Here is a 16756-nt window from a genome sequence, read left to right as displayed (position 1 = left end):
GTGCCATTTGAGCCTGTCGATGGCCAAGCCGTATCTGAAGCGCTGAAAAAAACCATGCAAGAGCGTATTGTCATTTTAGATGGTGCTATGGGTACCATGATCCAAAAACACAAGTTTGAGGAAGAGGATTACCGTGGTGAGCGCTTTAAAGATTGGCATGTGTTGATCAAAGGCAACAATGATTTATTGAGCCTCACGCAGCCTGATGTGATTAAGCAAATTCACCGTGAATACTTAGAAGCCGGTGCTGACATCATCGAAACTAATACGTTTAACTCGACGACTATTTCGATGGAAGACTATGATATGGCGAGTTTAAGCCGCGAAATTAATTTCGAGTCAGCAAAATTAGCCCGCCAAGTCTGTGATGAGTTTACTGCCAAAGATCCAAGTAAACCACGTTATGTAGGCGGGGTACTTGGTCCGACGTCAAAAACATGTTCTATTTCTCCTGATGTAAATGATCCGGGTTATCGAAATGTGACCTTTGATGCACTGGTGGAAGCATATATTGAATCAACCCTTGCCTTAATCGAAGGCGGCGCGCATCTTATTTTGATTGAAACGATTTTTGATACGCTCAATGCCAAAGCGGCTGCCTACGGGGTAGAAGAGGCATTTGAGCAAGCAGGAATTCGTTTGCCTGTAATGATTTCAGGCACTATTACTGATGCGTCTGGTCGTACTTTATCAGGGCAAACCACAGAAGCATTTTATAACTCTATTCGTCATATCAAGCCGATTTCTATTGGTTTAAATTGCGCGTTAGGACCTGATCTACTTCGTCCTTATGTTGAAGAGCTATCACGTGTATGTGAAACCTTTACATCCGTACACCCTAATGCGGGCTTACCAAATGAATTTGGTGAGTATGACTTAGAAGCTGATGATATGAGTAAAGAGATTGTTGACTGGGGTAAAGAAGGCTTTATTAATATTGTTGGCGGGTGCTGTGGTACGACACCTGAGCATATTAAAGCCTTCGCGGATGGTTTGACTACTGTGCCACCGCGTAAGCTCCCTGAGCTTGAAGTACGTATGCGTTTATCAGGTCTTGAAGCCTGTAATCTGAATTAGGAAGTATCATTATGACGCAATCTACAGCTGTATTTACCAACGTTGGGGAAAGAACCAATGTCACAGGATCAGCGCGATTCAAACGCCTCATTTTAGAAGAAGATTACGAAACAGCGCTTGAAGTTGCCAGAGAGCAGGTTGAAGGTGGTGCGCAGGTTATTGATATCAACATGGATGAAGCCATGTTGGACTCAAAAATGGCGATGGTGAAGTTTTTAAACTTGATTGCCTCTGAGCCCGAGATCTCAAAAGTGCCTATTATGGTTGACTCCTCTAAGTGGGATGTCATCGTCGCTGGCCTGAAATGTATTCAGGGCAAGGCCATTGTAAACTCTATCTCGTTGAAAGAGGGCAGAGAGCCTTTTGTACATCAGGCCAAGGTGTTAAAGCGTTTTGGTGCCGCTGTTGTTGTGATGGCGTTTGATGAAGTCGGTCAGGCTGAAACGGCAGATCGTAAGTTTGAAATTTGCCAACGCTCGTACAAAATTCTTGTGGATGAGCTTGGCTTCCCGCCAGAAGACATTATCTTTGACCCGAATATTTTTGCCGTTGCCACCGGTATTGAAGAACATGATAACTATGCCGTTGAATTTATTGAGGGTACCCGCCGCATAAAGCAAAACCTACCACACTGTAAGGTATCAGGCGGTGTGTCTAACGTATCGTTCTCGTTTAGGGGCAACAACCCAGTTCGTGAAGCTATCCACTCAGTCTTTTTATACCATGCCATCAAAGCAGGTATGGATATGGGGATAGTCAACGCCAGTCAATTAGCGGTGTATGACGATATTCCACTTGAATTGAGAAATGCTGTTGAGGATGTGATCCTCAATACTGACCCAGGTGCTGGTGAGCGCTTAGTGGATATTGCTCCTAAATACTCAGGTATGGCGCAAGCTGAGAAAAAAGAGGATTTAGAGTGGCGTACATGGCCGGTTGCGAAAAGGTTAGAGCATGCCCTTGTAAAAGGGATCACTGAGTATATCGATGAAGATACAGAAGAGTGTCGTTTAAGCTTTGATAAGCCTATCCAAGTGATTGAAGGACCACTGATGGATGGTATGAATGTGGTCGGTGACTTATTTGGTGCCGGTAAAATGTTCCTGCCCCAGGTGGTTAAATCGGCCCGCGTAATGAAGCGAGCCGTAGCCTATCTTGACCCGTTTATTGAAGCTGAAAAAGAAGAGGGCGCAAGTAACGGTAAAATCGTTATGGCTACCGTAAAAGGCGATGTTCACGATATTGGTAAAAATATTGTGGGGGTTGTGTTGCAGTGTAATAACTATGAAGTGGTTGACTTAGGTGTCATGGTCCCTGCTGAAAAGATCTTGCAAACGGCCATTGATGAAAAAGCAGATGCCATTGGCTTATCTGGCCTTATTACTCCATCACTGGATGAAATGGTACATGTGGCGAAAGAAATGACACGTCGCGGCTTTGATATTCCGTTATTAATTGGTGGTGCAACCACATCTAAAGCCCATACTGCGGTGAAGATTGAGCCTCAGTATGACAAAGGTGTTATTTATGTGAATAATGCCAGCCGAGCTGTTGGGGTGGTGTCTAGCCTACTAAGTGATACTCAAAAGCCTGTGTTCCTAGAAAAAACAGCCAATGAATATGTCAAAGTGCGTGAGCAACAAGCGCGTAAAAAGCCGCGTTCAAAGCCGGTGACGCTCGCCCGTGCGCGTGACAATGCGACGAAATTGGATTGGGATAACTATACCCCACCAAAACCTAAAAAGCTGGGTATTACTGAGTTTAAAGATGTCAGCATTGCCACATTGCGTAAATACATAGATTGGACGCCTTATTTCATGACATGGTCTTTAGCGGGTAAATATCCGCGTATTTTAGAAGACGAGATTGTCGGTGAAGAGGCTAAAAAGTTATTTGCTGATGCCAATGCCATGCTCGATGATTTGGAGCAAACAGGCAAATTACAACCGCTTGGCGTCATTGGTTTATTCCCTGCAAACCGTGTGGATGATGATATTGAAATTTACACTGATGAGTCTCGTTCAGAAGTCATTCTGAAATCTTGTCAGCTACGTCAACAAACAGAAAAAACGGATTTTCCGAATTATTGCTTAGCAGACTATGTCGCGCCAAAAGGTATAGATGACTATTTTGGCGCATTCGCGGTGACAGGTGGTCTCGAAGAGGATGACTTAGCGGATGCATTTGATGCGCAGCAAGATGACTATAACAAGATCATGGTTAAAGCGGTTGCAGATAGATTAGCAGAAGCCTTTGCTGAGTATTTGCACGAACAGGTGCGAAAAGAACACTGGGGATTTGCGGCGGATGAATCGCTGACCAATGAAGAGCTTATCCGTGAAAATTACCAAGGTATTCGTCCTGCACCAGGTTACCCAGCTTGTCCTGAGCACACAGAGAAGAAAAAAATCTGGGCGCTATTGGATGTAGAAAACCGTATCAATATGAAATTAACTAGCTCTTATGCCATGTGGCCGGGCGCTGCGGTTTCAGGTTGGTATTTCTCACACCCTGATTCAAAGTACTTTGCCGTTGCCGCGATTCAAAAAGATCAAGTTGAAGACTATGCTCACAGGAGTGGTATGTCTGTGGAAGAAGCTCAGCGCTGGTTATCTCCTAACCTAGGCTATGACGATTAAATCAATCCCTCAAGTGCGCTTTGCTTTCCTGCTGAGCGCACTACATGCTTTATTTATTTCATAAATGCGTAATAACTTACTCAATTGTATTTAAAGGTAGACTTGGTGTACCTTTGTTAATATTTTAGGTAACGACTAGATAATGGAGCTGGCTATTGCTCAGGTATTGTCTAAAAGTAGTATTTCCCAATAATTAAACCAATCTAGGTAGTCATCAAATATGCTTGAGTTAATTGGTGTTTCGAAGAACTTTAGGGATAGCGACGTTATTACACAGGCTTTACAGCCGATTGATTTAACAGTGCAGTTGGGTGAATTTATCTCCTTTATAGGACCATCAGGTTCAGGTAAAACGACGCTTCTTAATGTGCTGGGGTTATTGGAAACGCCATGTAGCGGTGATTATGTATTTGCAGGAAAAAATGTTTCCACTCTAAATGACAAGGAAAAGTCTCGTTTGAGAAATCGAGAGATTGGGTATGTTTTTCAAAGCTTTCACTTGCTGCCTGACTTCTGTGTTTATGACAATATTGAAATGCCACTGCGTTACAGTAAGATGCATTCTAATTTACGCAGAAAACGTGTGTGGGGATTATTAGAGCAAGTAGGTTTAAGTGATTTTGCAAAGTATAAACCCTCTCAGTTATCAGGCGGACAACAACAAAAAGCAGCTATAGCACGTGCACTTGTTACTGAGCCTGCAGTTATTCTTGCGGATGAACCAACAGGCAATTTAGATTTAAACAGCTCCGCTGAAGTGATGGCATTATTGACGACTTTGAACCAGCAGGGGACGACTATTTTAATGGCAACGCATAATTTGGATTTAGCTCAACAGAGTAAACGGGTCATTGAGGTAAGGGATGGAGTAATCAAAGAACGTTGTCTTGTCCATTATGCAAGTCGATGGGGAATCGAACTGTAAAGACATTATCCACTTTCAAAAAAGAGTTTATTGATTCGCATAAAATCTTTGCAAACAGCAAAGTTAACAGGTTGTGCTTTAAATTAACATTTAAGAGGCTGCTAAGGTGACTTTTTAGTTTTTATTATGTATCTTTTTGCTTTCTCAATCTGATAGTTTAAGTGGATGATAAATGTTTTCTCTACCTTTTTTGCAGGAGATTGGGAGTAAAGCGGAGTAACCTGCTGATACGTGAATCAAGGATGGGTTCACAAAGAATCAAGGAACTATCAGGAATAATAATGTTACATAAATCAAATCTGATTACCGAAAACGTGACTAATTGGCTTCAGAGTCAAGCTTCATTACCCGCTTACAGCACAACTTTTGCGGGTGGGCTTGTTGTTCTTAGATGTTACAAAAAGAAAAATAAATAGCGTTGGGGAGGGAGCATGCTGTTCTACTACATAAAGCTGGCCATTTATAGCTTAAAAAGAACACCTCTTTTAAGTTTTCTAATGATTTCAACTATCTCAATTGGAATTGCAGCAACGATGATAACTTATACCGTGAGTTATATGATGAATAAAGACCCAATTCCAAGCAAAAGTGAGCGTTTATTTACAGTTCACCTAAGTACATGGGGAATAGATAATATGTATCGAATGCGAGATGGCAAAGAAGAAATCCCTGTTTTTGTAACTTATCAAGATGCAATGAATTTATACAATGCACAAAAAGCACCCAAGCAAACTATCATAGGTAGTTATAAAGCAATGACTCGCAGCAGTGAGCAACCTGTTAAAGATGCAACGTCAACATATATTAGATCAACCACCTATGAGTTTTTTGAAATGTTTAATACACCTTTCATATATGGATCAGGTTGGTCGGCATCAGAGGATGAAGAAGGTGCGCAAGTTGTCATTTTATCGAAGAAGCGCAATGAGAAATTGTTTGGTGGCCAAAACTCTATTGGGAAAGAAGTATTAATTGGAGGCATTTTACATCGAGTGGTTGGAGTGTTTGATGATTGGCCATTAATCCCGAGATTTTACTTAGAAGAGTTTGACGCATTGACTGAAGTGCGTGATATGTTCGTTCCCTTTCGTACCCAAATGAATAATGAGTGGGTAGCGAGTAAAGATTCGAGTATATATTGTTGGGGGGAGTTTGAGTTAAGTGATTTTCATTCAGTTATCAACTCAGAGTGTGTATGGTTGTACTTTTGGATAGAACTAGAGTCCGCCGAGCATCGTGATGAATACCTAGATTTTGTAAATAATTACGCTCAGGAGCAGCGTTTATTGGGTCGTTTTCAACGTGAGCAGATGAATCGAGTGTTAGATGTGAATGAATCGATTAATCATAGCAACGTTATGGGCGATGACAGTAAAGTAGCAGTGTGGTTAGCTGCAGCATTTTTATTTGCTTGTCTCTTAAATAGCATGAGTCTAATGATGACAAAGTTTCATGGTAAAGGCGGTGAGGTTGGGTTAAGGCGAGCAATTGGCGCAAGTAGGCAGGATATAGCGCTACAGTTCGGGCTAGAAACGTTCATAGTGGGTTTGCTAGGTGGTATTATAGGTTTAGGACTCGCCAATTTAGGCTTATTGGTAACCGCTGAAGTATACAGTCACTTGAATGCCGAGTTGATGAAAATGAATATAGAGATAGTGATAACAACTTTATTACTATCGATTGTTACAAGCACTCTATTTGGGCTTTACCCTATTTATAGGGCTTGTAAAATCGAACCATCCAGCCAGTTAAAAAGCCTATAGGAAAGCGTCGTATGAAAGATCTCAAGCCGATCATATCTTCGCTTTTACGCGCAAAGATGGCACCATTATTATTGATTTTACAAATTGCGGTAACGTTCACTGTACTAGTAAATTCAGTCTATCTGATGGTTGAAAAGCATGCGGATATCACAGCGCCCACAGGCCTATCAGAAAATGTTCTTTTTTCTTTCCAGATACCACATCAAGGTGAAGAACAGTCACAAAAAATTGCAAATATGTATAAACATTTAGAGGCAATAAGAGCACTCGAGAGCGTTGAGCGCGTAAGTATTATTAATTCTATTCCGCTTTCTAATCGAGGTGGTGGCTTTGATATTAAGATGAACCCTGATGATCCCGTGTATGTGAGTAAAGCCGCTGCATTTACAGGCAGCTATGACTTGATTGACACAATGGGCGTTAAGCTTATTGCGGGTGAAAGCTTTTCCTTGGTCGATGAAGAAGCGCTAAATGACTTAGGCTTGGGTCGATCGACAGGTGTTATCATTTCTAAAGCACTTGCGCAAAGTTTATTCCCTGAAAATTGGCATCAAGCATTAGGCAGTACCATCTATTTAAATCAAGTTCCTCATAACATTCGAGGAGTTGTAGAGCATTTGGCCGGACCATGGAGCTTTTGGCAATACAAGAAAAACAACATTATTTTGCCAACGATATTCTTGATGACGGATATCACTTTTCTCGTAAGATCCCATGAAGGTTTGCGTGAGCAAACTATGAAAGATGTCGTTGAATTGTTGATGCAGGACCCACACCTCCATATTGATGAACTCAAAACGTTTACTGAATTTAAAGAAGCGGCTTATCAAGCACAAAATGCCGCGTATACAACTTTACAGTTTGTTATCGTTGGTTTGGTGCTAATAACCATGCTGGGGGTATTTGGTCAAACCCGATTTTCAGTCTTGAAACGTCGAAAACAAATTGGCACTAGGCGCGCTTTAGGTGCTAGTCGTATGGAAATTATAAGATACTTTACTATTGAAAACCTTCTTATTACTTTATGTGGTGCAACTCTAGGGGCTTTATTAACCATACTAGCAAATAATCTAGTAGTTGCTCACCTTGAGCTTTCACCAGTTCCTTGGCCATACTTAGCATATAGTAGCGCCATCGTGATTTTATCTGGGCTGATTGCTGCTATTCAACCGGCAATAAACGCAGCAAATATTTCACCTGCAGAAGCAACACGAACAGTTTAACAATCCGAGAGCTTATACACAGTGATCTCAGTCTCTATCTAGCGTTATTTTTTAGAGCTGTTTTATCAATTTATGTTCTTTTTGGTGAATGTGATATTAATTTTGTGTTTCTTTTATCTTTTTTGTTCTACAATAATTCAAGTTTTTCTTTTGGGTACTTAGCGACCCATCCTAGCAATGCTGTTGAATAAAAAGCATAAGGAACAGTTAACTATATTTTTCAGTACGCGACGCCGTCAGTAAGAATTGTAAATGGCTGTAAATATTTGGTATATAAAGTTAAAGGAAATGTCATGTTAAAAATGCGGGGAGTTGCAAAATCTTTCATTACGGATACGGTCAAAACGCAGGCATTACACCCATTTGATCTAGAGATTCAGCAAGGGGAGTTTGTTGCAGTAGTAGGGCCGTCTGGTTCAGGGAAAACGACATTTTTGAATATTGCTGGTTTGCTTGAAGAGCATACTGAAGGGCAATATTTTCTAGATGAAAAAGAGACAACTGGATTATCTGACAAATTTAAATCATCATTAAGAAATCAAAAAATAGGATTTATCTTTCAAAGTTTTAATCTGATCCCTGAGCTTAATCTGTTTGATAATGTTGAAATGCCACTTAGATATCGGGATTTTAGCGCTAAAGAGCGCTCTGAAAGAGTACTAAATGCTTTAGAGCAAGTTGGTTTAGCTGGTCGCAAATCTCATTACCCCCAACAGTTGTCGGGCGGTCAGCAGCAACGCGTTGCGATTGCTCGAGCCTTAGCTGGTAGCCCTTCCTTTCTACTCGCAGATGAACCGACCGGAAACCTAGACTCGAAAATGGCTGAGGGTATTATGTCTTTGCTCAAAGATATAAATAAACAGGGTACCAGTATCTTAATGGTGACTCATGATATGGATCAAGCCCAGCAAGCGAGTCGAATTGTAGAGATACGAGATGGCTATCTGAATGAGCAAAAAGTGGCAAAGACTGCATAGAGGTGAGTCAAATGGGCAATTATTATTTTAAGCTGGCTTGGCTCAGCTTCAAAAAGACGCCTCTACTGAGCTTGTTAATGGTAGGCACCATTTCAGTTGGTATTGCGGCCGCAATGATCACAATTACAGTTGGTTATATGATGGGTAAAAACCCATTGCCTGATAAAAGTGAGCGAGTAGCAATGGTTCATCTAAACTCTTGGGACCCCAGTCAGCCAATTAGTTACAGAAAAAATGGTGAGCCTGATATACCAAATATGCTGACATACCAAGATGCAATGGCTTTATTAGCTGCAGACAAAGCTGATAAACATGTTCCATTTGTATCATTTAACACATCGGTTAGGGCTGAAGCTGATGATGTAACAAGTGCTCAAACACACAATATTCGTTCTACAAGTAGACATTTTTTTAGTGTTTTTGGTGCACCGTTTATTTATGGCTCAACTTGGAGTGCGGAAGCTGATCAACAAGGGCAGTCTGTTATTGTATTGTCCAAACGAGAGAATGATCGTCTTTTTGATGGTGCCAACTCCGTGGGAGAGAATATTATTTTGGGTACCCAACTATACCGTGTCGTTGGGGTGATAGATGATTGGCAACCAACCCCCAAGTTCTATGTAAACGCTTTCGATATGTATACTCCTACGTTGCCTTATTTCGTGCCACTTGAGTCTCAAATAAGAAACAACTTCTTTTCTCCAACGACTATGGGATGGTATTGCTGGGGTGATGATGCATCATCGACGCTTCAGGAGGTAATGTCATCTGAATGTGTATGGATCAGGTTTTGGGTGGAGTTTGAGTCAGAACAGAGCAAACAAGCGTATTTTCAGTTCATGGAGGACTACACAGAAGAGCAAAGAAAAGTAGGTCGTTTTTTGAGGCCAGAGCCTAATCGTTTGATGACTGTTACTGAGTTTTTAGAAGAAGAGGGCGCAGTGAGTGAAGAAAACAAACTCGGTATTGTTTATGCGTTGGCATTCTTATTTGCTTGTTTGTGCAATGTTATGAGCTTAATGATGACTAAGTTCCATGGTAAAGGTGGTGAAGTCGGCTTACGTCGGGCGGTTGGTGCCACGAAACAACATATCGCAGTGCAATTTGGCTGTGAATCTATATTAGTTGGTTTTTTGGGGGGAGTAATAGGGTTGGCGCTTGCGCAGCTTGGACTTGCAGCCTTGACAGACATGTATCCAGAGTATCATGCGAATGTGATGACGATGAATTTAACGCTCATGGTCAGTACCGTTGCTTTGGCCATTGGAACATCTCTGTTATTTGGTTTATGGCCAATTTATCGAGCTACCCGAACCCAATTATCTAGCCAACTAAAAAGTCTTTAGGAGTCATTGATGAAGGATTTCTCACCTATATTTAAGACATTATGGAAAAATAAAACGGGCCCAATGCTATTGATTTTGCAAATTGCAGTGGCCTTTACTATTCTCACTAATGTCTCGTTTATGGCCTCTTCAAAGCTACATGATCTCACTGCACCAAGTGGTCTTGATGAAGATGTACTTTTCTCTTTTCGTGCAAATTTACCCGTTGAGTCAAGCGACTATGTCGCGCTACTAGATCAAGATTTGCGAGATATTAAAGAGTTAAATAGCGTAGAGCGTATCACCGTCACTAACTCAGTTCCACTGGCTGGTTGGGGGGTATTTTACTTATTAACGGAGAATGAAGACCCTGAAAGTTATATTGCTAGCGCTGGGGCTTACAGTGGATCTCGTGAGTATATGGATACGCTCGGTTTCGAAATTATTATGGGGCGCTGGTTTGAAGAAAGTGAAATTGCATATGCCAGTGATAGCTTTGATGACCTTTCGAACTCTATTTTGGTAACAAAGGAACTTGCAAAACGTATTTCACCTAATGACTGGTCAGCTGCGGTAGGCAGCACAGTTTATATCCATGCTCGTGCATATCAAATAGTCGGTATTATAGATAGATTGATTGCTACATGGCCAGAATGGCACGGTAATGAACGCAGTGTAGTGTTTCCTGCTTATATTTTCACTGGCGAAAATAGGTTCATAGTTAGAGCTAAGCCTGGGCAACTAGAGCAGGCAATGGATGATGTTAAGTCCTTGTTGATGCAGCAACCTGGTCGGTTTGTAACAGATCTCAATACGTTTAAACATACCCGGGAAACTGGATATAAATCGATGGAGTCATCGTTTATTATTTTGACCAGTGTGACGATTGCACTGATCATGTTGACTATGTTGGGAGTATTTGGGCAAGCGCGCTTTACCCTTATGAAGCGTCGTCGTCAAATAGGTACAAGAAGAGCGTTGGGAGCGAGTAAATTCCAAATTATGCGATTCTATATTTTAGAGAATCTAATAGTGGTTGGTATAGGCGTTATCTTAGGCTGTTTGTGCGCTGTAATAGCAAACGTTAAGTTGATAGAGTTGTTTCGACAAGATGCTGTTCCGTATGAGTACTTTCTGTATGGTGGGCTCAGCGTCTTTGTTGCAAGTCTAATAGCTGTTATACCAACAGCGTATAATGCAGCCAATACTTCCCCTGCAATAGCAACGCGATCTGTTTAGCGTCTAATACACACTCCATCAAAGTCATCATTTTCTTTGATGGAGTGTGCTTCTCAATAATCTATATCACTTCTGCCACTTCCTTCGCATAAGTTAATTTAAATTTTTATGTGCTTGTTATTGTGCCTAATTTCATAAAGTAGTAAAAAAAGCTTATTTTTGTATTTGCTTTAAGTTAACATTTAGCAATTGGTTTTAGTATACTCTTTGTAGAGTGGGTAATAAATTGCGGGGTAGGCATGAAGTGGCTGATTTGGGGAATGCTCAGTTTATATACGTGTAATCTCTATGCTCACAATCAATTAGTAGTTGATATCATGAGTAGTGAAAACTTCAGTCAGCGTTATAATGAGTTTCTTAATGGTCGTTCCCCTTTAGACGTCAAATCATTTTATCCCACGACCAAAGGTTCCCATATTGAAATTATAGAAATGGTATTGCTACAGCAAGCACTGTTTTTGGGAGGAGAAACTCGGGAGGTCGTTTTTAATCCTAAGCCTTCGGTAAATATCATTGAGTTTTCGGATATGATTTCGGGGGATAGCCTAATTTTGGCGCGTAGTGTTTGGCATGAAGATATTATTAACTATAGAGGGTCGCTCTATGTGAGTGACGCACTGGTTAAATTTGGTCAGTACGAGGCTGGTTTGTATGTGACTAGGCGCAATGTCGCTTTGCAAAATTTGCCACAAGAGCAACTAGAACAATTGACTGTGGTCGCTAATCCGAGATGGCGGGTTGATTGGCGTGCTTTAAACAACACAGAAATTAATATTGTCAGCTTTATAGGACCTTGGGAAACCATGCTGAATATGGTTGAAACGGAGGTCGTAGATGCCATGCTCATTAACTTTAGTGTCAGTCAGGATCTGTTGCTCAATTTTGAAGGCCGAGAGTATGTACCTATTCAAAATATTAAAATGATGTTGCCTGATTCTCGTCATTTCATCGTCAGTAAAAATCATCCGCAGGGCGAAATGATTTTTGCCGCGCTTAATCGCGGCTTAAAAATATTACGTGCTCAAGGCGTGTTGGATAAAGCACTGCAGCAGTCCGGGTTTATCAGTGATTTAGTCAAAGACTGGCAATATGTCAATCAGCAAATGCTTTATCCGAGTAAGGCTGCACGATGATAAGAAGCGTGTATTTTTTATTGGGGTATTGCTTGCTGAGTTTTGGATCTTGGGCCAATACGAGCATTGAGTCCAATTCCTCACAGCGTGAAGACTTGTCAAAAATGTTGATGCATTTAACTGATAGCCTCAAAGAAGATTATGATCTCAATTTATTACCTCAAGTGCGAGTACTCAGAGAGCAATCAAAGCAGCTGGGTGCAAAAGACTTACAGGCGCGTTCTTTATTGTTAGAGGGTCTGATCCGTCAACATTTTGGAGATTACAAGCACAGCCTAGTCTTACATAATGATGCATTAAATATCGCTAAGCCTCTTAATTTACCTACTTTAGAAGTACAAATTTATCTTGCAATGGCGCAGCTTGAAATGGATTTGGAACGATTCCGCTATGCTCAGCAGCTACTCGACCAAGCTTACTTTTTAATTACAAAGCAGGTTGCAGCCGATAAAGCCCACGCGTTAATGGGTGAGTATATGCTTTGGCAGGGTTCGTTATATTTACTTAAAGGCAGCTATCGTCAAGCACTGGTGACTCTAAATGACGCCACATTAGCAGAATATACATTACTCACGAGCAAATTAGCCTTGGCGCGAGCTTGGGCGCACTTGAGCATTGGAGAGTATCAAAAGGCCAGTAAGCTGCTCGGTTCTGACTTAGTAAAGCAGTCTGTACTCAAGCGTAATTTGCATTTGCGGGTCCGCTATAAATTGACGAGTGCAACCGCAGCTTTGCAAGCAGGTAATTTTGCAACAGCCATCGATACAGCCAAACAGGCATTGAATGACACATTTGGCACTCGCTTTTTAACTGAGCAATCCTTATTACAAAATATCTTAGCCGGGGCGCATGCACAACTTGGCGATTTTGAGCAAGCACATTTGTATTTAAAACGTTTTGCATTGTCTCAGCAAGCGCTTAATTTGCAAAAGCGGAATAATAAACTCTTACAATTAGAGGCCCAGTATTCTCTCGCGGCACAAAAGCAGCAGTTAAGCGTATTAGAGAAGGACAATGCGCTTCAAGCGCAACAGCTGATTCAGCATCAGCAACAGATTGATAATGCACATCTTGCGCAGCAGCGTGGCGTACTCGGGCTACTTTTAATTGTGTTAGTCGTCGGCTTTGGTTATTGGCGCTGGCACAATAAGCGTTATCTCATCACACTCAAACAGCAGGTTGCAGAGCGCACAGAAGAACTTGCCGAACGCAATAAGCGCCTGCAAGCATTGAGCTTTACTGACAGCTTAACGGGACTTAACAATCGTCATTACTTTTTTAGTGTGATTGACGCTCAGATTAAGCCAGACGCTTCTACTAATAGTGAAAAACAAGAAATGATATTTTGTTTGCTAGATATCGATCACTTTAAAAAAGTAAACGATACCTATGGCCATGCTGCTGGTGATATTGTGCTGCAAACAATTGCCGACATTTTGAAACAGTGTACTCGGGAAAGTGATTTGGTGATCCGCTGGGGCGGAGAAGAGTTTCTAATCGTGATGCCGAACATGACGCACAATGAGGCCATAGAGGCAGTAGAGCGTGTTCGCAGACAAGTTGAGTGCTTTCCATTTGTGGTTAATGAGCAGCCTATTCAAGTAACCTGCTCTATCGGGTTTGCGCCATACCCACTGATGAATGGGGCGAAGAGTACCTTAAGTTGGGAGCAAGTTATTGAGCTTGCAGATAATGGCTTATATATGGCGAAAAAAGAGCATCGCAATGCTTGGGTTGGATTACAAAGCCTTAATCAGCCGTTAAACTCCTCTATTAAACAGTTAAATGAAGACTATCGAAGCTTGATAAATAGTGGTCAAGTGATCGCGTCAACCAGCTATTAAGCGTAAAAATTGACATAACAAGACCAGTAGCATGGTAAACTAGTTGCATCTATACACTGTTAAAACTTGAGTCCGCTGTGCTCCCAATTGAAGCTGTTTTTTCCGAGTTAGTCGACCACCTCAATACCCATGAAACCGTGTTATTACAAGCTCCCCCTGGGGCCGGTAAATCCACTTGGTTGCCTCTTAATCTAATGAAGTCAGGTCAATATCAACGTATTGTGATGTTGGAGCCGCGGCGTTTAGCTGCCCGTAATATCGCCCAATATTTAGCCAGTCAGCTGAATGAGTCGTTAGGTCAGCAAGTAGGTTTGAGAATACGTCAAGAAGTCAAAGTATCAGAACAAACTCGGCTGGAAATTGTCACTGAGGGAATGCTGACGCGGATGATACAGCAAGACCCTGAACTTACGGGTATTGATTTGCTGATTTTTGATGAGTTTCACGAGCGCTCACTGGCTGCAGACACAGCTTTGGCATTTGCGCTCGAAACGCAAGCTGCGCTGAGAGATGATTTGAAGATTTTAGTCATGTCAGCAACGCTTGATAGTGAACGTTATCAAACATTTTTACAATGCCCGCTGATCTGCTCTGAAGGGCGCAGTTTCCCAATCGAGCAAAAATATATTCCAGTCAAAGACGAAAGCCAGTGGTTGATGCAAATCGTTCCGGTGATACGCCAAGCTTTAAAAGAAGAAAATGGCAGTATCTTGGTTTTTTTACCCGGTCAAAAAGAGATACGTTACGTGGCTAATGCATTGCAAGGCGTGCTAGATAGCGAGCCTAAAGTGCATATAGCGACTCTATTCGGTGAGCAAGATAAAAGCGCACAGCAAGCAGCCATTGCGCCATCACCTGACGGCGAGCGTAAAATCGTGCTGACAACGAATGTGGCTGAGACATCACTCACGATTGAAGGGATCCGAGTTGTCGTCGACTCAGGAAAGCGCCGTGCAGCCGTATTCAATTTAAAAACGGGCGTTACTGAGCTCAAAACCGTCTCCATTTCGCGAGCATCCGCAGTGCAGCGAGCGGGTCGTGCTGGGCGAATAGAGCCGGGCGTAGTGTATCGTTTAGGAAGCCAAGCATTGTTTGAGCGGCGCGATGCACATGATAAACCGGATATTTTGAGCTCAGATATCAGTGGGCTGATTTTAGAGTCCAAAGTATGGGGGACTCAGATATCTGATTTACCATTATTGGATATGCCAACGGGTGCCCAGCGCAAGCAAGCTGAGCAATTGCTGATAAATTTAGAGGCCATTGATAGTCAAGGAAAGCTAATGAATCTTGGTAAGCGCATGCAGCAAATGGGCAGTGAGCCAAGGTTTGCGCATATGCTGCTTAAGGCACAAGCGCTTGAAGCACAACTAACAGGCATCACTTTATTGGCCTGTTATTTTATGGCGCTACAAGATAGCCGTGTGAAATGTGCGCCGGAGCTCAGCCTTGCGCTCAATCAATTGCACCACAATGCGCCTCAAACATTTACTAAGCAGTTGAAATATTGGTGTAAGCGTGCCGATATATCGCATAAGACCAATGAGCTTGCACTTGAGCATTTGGCTATTGTTGTGGCGCTTGCTTACCCTGATAGGTTAGCAAAGCGACGTGGAAATGGGTTTGTTTTAGCAAATGGTGCGGGCGTAAACGCTCACAGTGAGTTTTGGCAAGATAGCGACTATTTGGCCATTGCAGAGTTGGGCGGTCAACAAGGTCAAACCATTTTTAGTGCAACTGAGTTCCATCCGGCTTTGCTTGAAGCGGTTTTACCTTACTTATTTGAACAAAAAACGGTTTGTGAGTTTGACCAAAAGCAGACTCAGTTCTTACATCAAGACAGAGTGTACTTAGGGCAATGGGTACTCAGTGCAAAGCCGAGCTCGTCACCTTTAAATGAAGCTGCAAGAACGCAAGCATGGGTGTCTATTATTAAAGAAAAGGGCTTAAGCGTCTTCTCTGCTTATGGCGACGTTGAGCAGTTGCTGATACGCATGCAATTGGCTGCACAGCATTGTCCAGATACATTTCCAACCAGCACTGAGTCAGACTTAATTGCAGATTTATCCCAGTGGTTAGCACCATTTTTGAGTGAGGTTAAACAGTATAATCAACTTAAAAAACTCGATTTGAAAAATGCCTTGCTTACTCGCCTAGATTGGCAAAAGCAGCAACAATTAAATACGTTGTTACCAGAGAGAATTAAGGTACCTAGTGGTTCTCAAATCCGAGTTGAATATCAATTAGAGGGGCCTGCGCGCTTGGCCGTTAAAATGCAGGAAGTCTACGGTATGTTACAAAGCCCCACACTTTGCGAGGGGAAAGTGAGTGTCTTGATGGAGCTGTTATCACCTGCGCAAAGGCCGTTGCAATTGACGCAAGATCTCGCACATTTTTGGCAATCAAGCTACAAAGACGTACAAAAGGAAATGAAGGGCAGGTACCCCAAACATTTTTGGCCTGATGACCCCGCGACAGCGACTGCCACTAACAAAGTTAAAAGCCGCATGTAAAAGCGCATTCCCCCCGTTTGTTAATCTGCGGGGGATTTTTTAGAAAAAATAAAAAAACACCTTTACCTGAACTTAACTTGAGGTTTTAGTCTGGCCGT

The 16756-nt window shown here is 42.0% G+C and carries 11 protein-coding genes; all 11 read left to right on the top strand.

Annotated elements, in window-relative coordinates:
- Positions 1 to 54 precede the first annotated feature (54 nt).
- Positions 55 to 1077 carry a homocysteine S-methyltransferase family protein gene (locus QNM16_RS09045; protein ID WP_417709681.1) on the top strand — a complete coding sequence of 341 codons (1023 nt, stop codon included), beginning with the start codon at positions 55 to 57 and terminating at the stop codon, positions 1075 to 1077.
- Positions 1078 to 1088: 11 nt separating this feature from the next.
- A complete protein-coding gene (gene metH / locus QNM16_RS09040; protein WP_284020179.1) occupies positions 1089 to 3716 on the top strand; it encodes a methionine synthase in 2628 nt (875 codons plus the stop codon).
- Positions 3717 to 3936: 220 nt separating this feature from the next.
- Positions 3937 to 4641, top strand: a complete 705-nt coding sequence (locus tag QNM16_RS09035) for an ABC transporter ATP-binding protein (protein ID WP_284020178.1) — start codon at positions 3937 to 3939, stop codon at positions 4639 to 4641.
- Between the two features lie 497 nt (positions 4642 to 5138).
- Positions 5139 to 6404 carry an ABC transporter permease gene (locus QNM16_RS09030; RefSeq protein ID WP_284020177.1) on the top strand — a complete coding sequence of 422 codons (1266 nt, stop codon included), beginning with the start codon at positions 5139 to 5141 and terminating at the stop codon, positions 6402 to 6404.
- 11 nt (positions 6405 to 6415) lie between these two features.
- Positions 6416 to 7627: an ABC transporter permease gene (locus QNM16_RS09025; RefSeq protein WP_284020176.1), complete on the top strand. Its 1212-nt coding sequence runs from the start codon at positions 6416 to 6418 to the stop codon at positions 7625 to 7627.
- A gap of 293 nt (positions 7628 to 7920) precedes the next feature.
- Positions 7921 to 8604 carry an ABC transporter ATP-binding protein gene (locus QNM16_RS09020; RefSeq protein WP_284020175.1) on the top strand — a complete coding sequence of 228 codons (684 nt, stop codon included), beginning with the start codon at positions 7921 to 7923 and terminating at the stop codon, positions 8602 to 8604.
- Between the two features lie 11 nt (positions 8605 to 8615).
- Positions 8616 to 9950, top strand: a complete 1335-nt coding sequence (locus QNM16_RS09015) for an ABC transporter permease (RefSeq protein ID WP_284020174.1) — start codon at positions 8616 to 8618, stop codon at positions 9948 to 9950.
- Positions 9951 to 9959: 9 nt separating this feature from the next.
- Positions 9960 to 11168 (top strand): ABC transporter permease, encoded by a 1209-nt coding sequence (locus tag QNM16_RS09010; protein WP_284020173.1) that lies wholly within the window; start codon positions 9960 to 9962, stop codon positions 11166 to 11168.
- Positions 11169 to 11407: 239 nt separating this feature from the next.
- The gene (locus QNM16_RS09005) at positions 11408 to 12301 is read left to right on the top strand and encodes a hypothetical protein (protein WP_284020172.1); all 894 of its coding nucleotides are present in this window, start codon (positions 11408 to 11410) and stop codon (positions 12299 to 12301) included.
- The gene (locus tag QNM16_RS09000) at positions 12298 to 14145 is read left to right on the top strand and encodes a tetratricopeptide repeat-containing diguanylate cyclase (protein ID WP_284020171.1); all 1848 of its coding nucleotides are present in this window, start codon (positions 12298 to 12300) and stop codon (positions 14143 to 14145) included. The genes QNM16_RS09005 and QNM16_RS09000 overlap by 4 nt, the downstream gene beginning before the upstream one ends.
- A 77-nt stretch (positions 14146 to 14222) precedes the next feature.
- Positions 14223 to 16658, top strand: a complete 2436-nt coding sequence (gene hrpB, locus QNM16_RS08995; RefSeq protein WP_284020170.1) for an ATP-dependent helicase HrpB — start codon at positions 14223 to 14225, stop codon at positions 16656 to 16658.
- Positions 16659 to 16756: the final 98 nt, after the last annotated feature.

The organism is Pseudoalteromonas umbrosa (assembly GCF_030125375.1).
Classification (GTDB): domain Bacteria; phylum Pseudomonadota; class Gammaproteobacteria; order Enterobacterales; family Alteromonadaceae; genus Pseudoalteromonas; species Pseudoalteromonas umbrosa.
The sequence above is the reverse complement of the archived record's forward strand: the minus strand, read 5'-3'. Positions and strand labels throughout refer to the sequence as shown.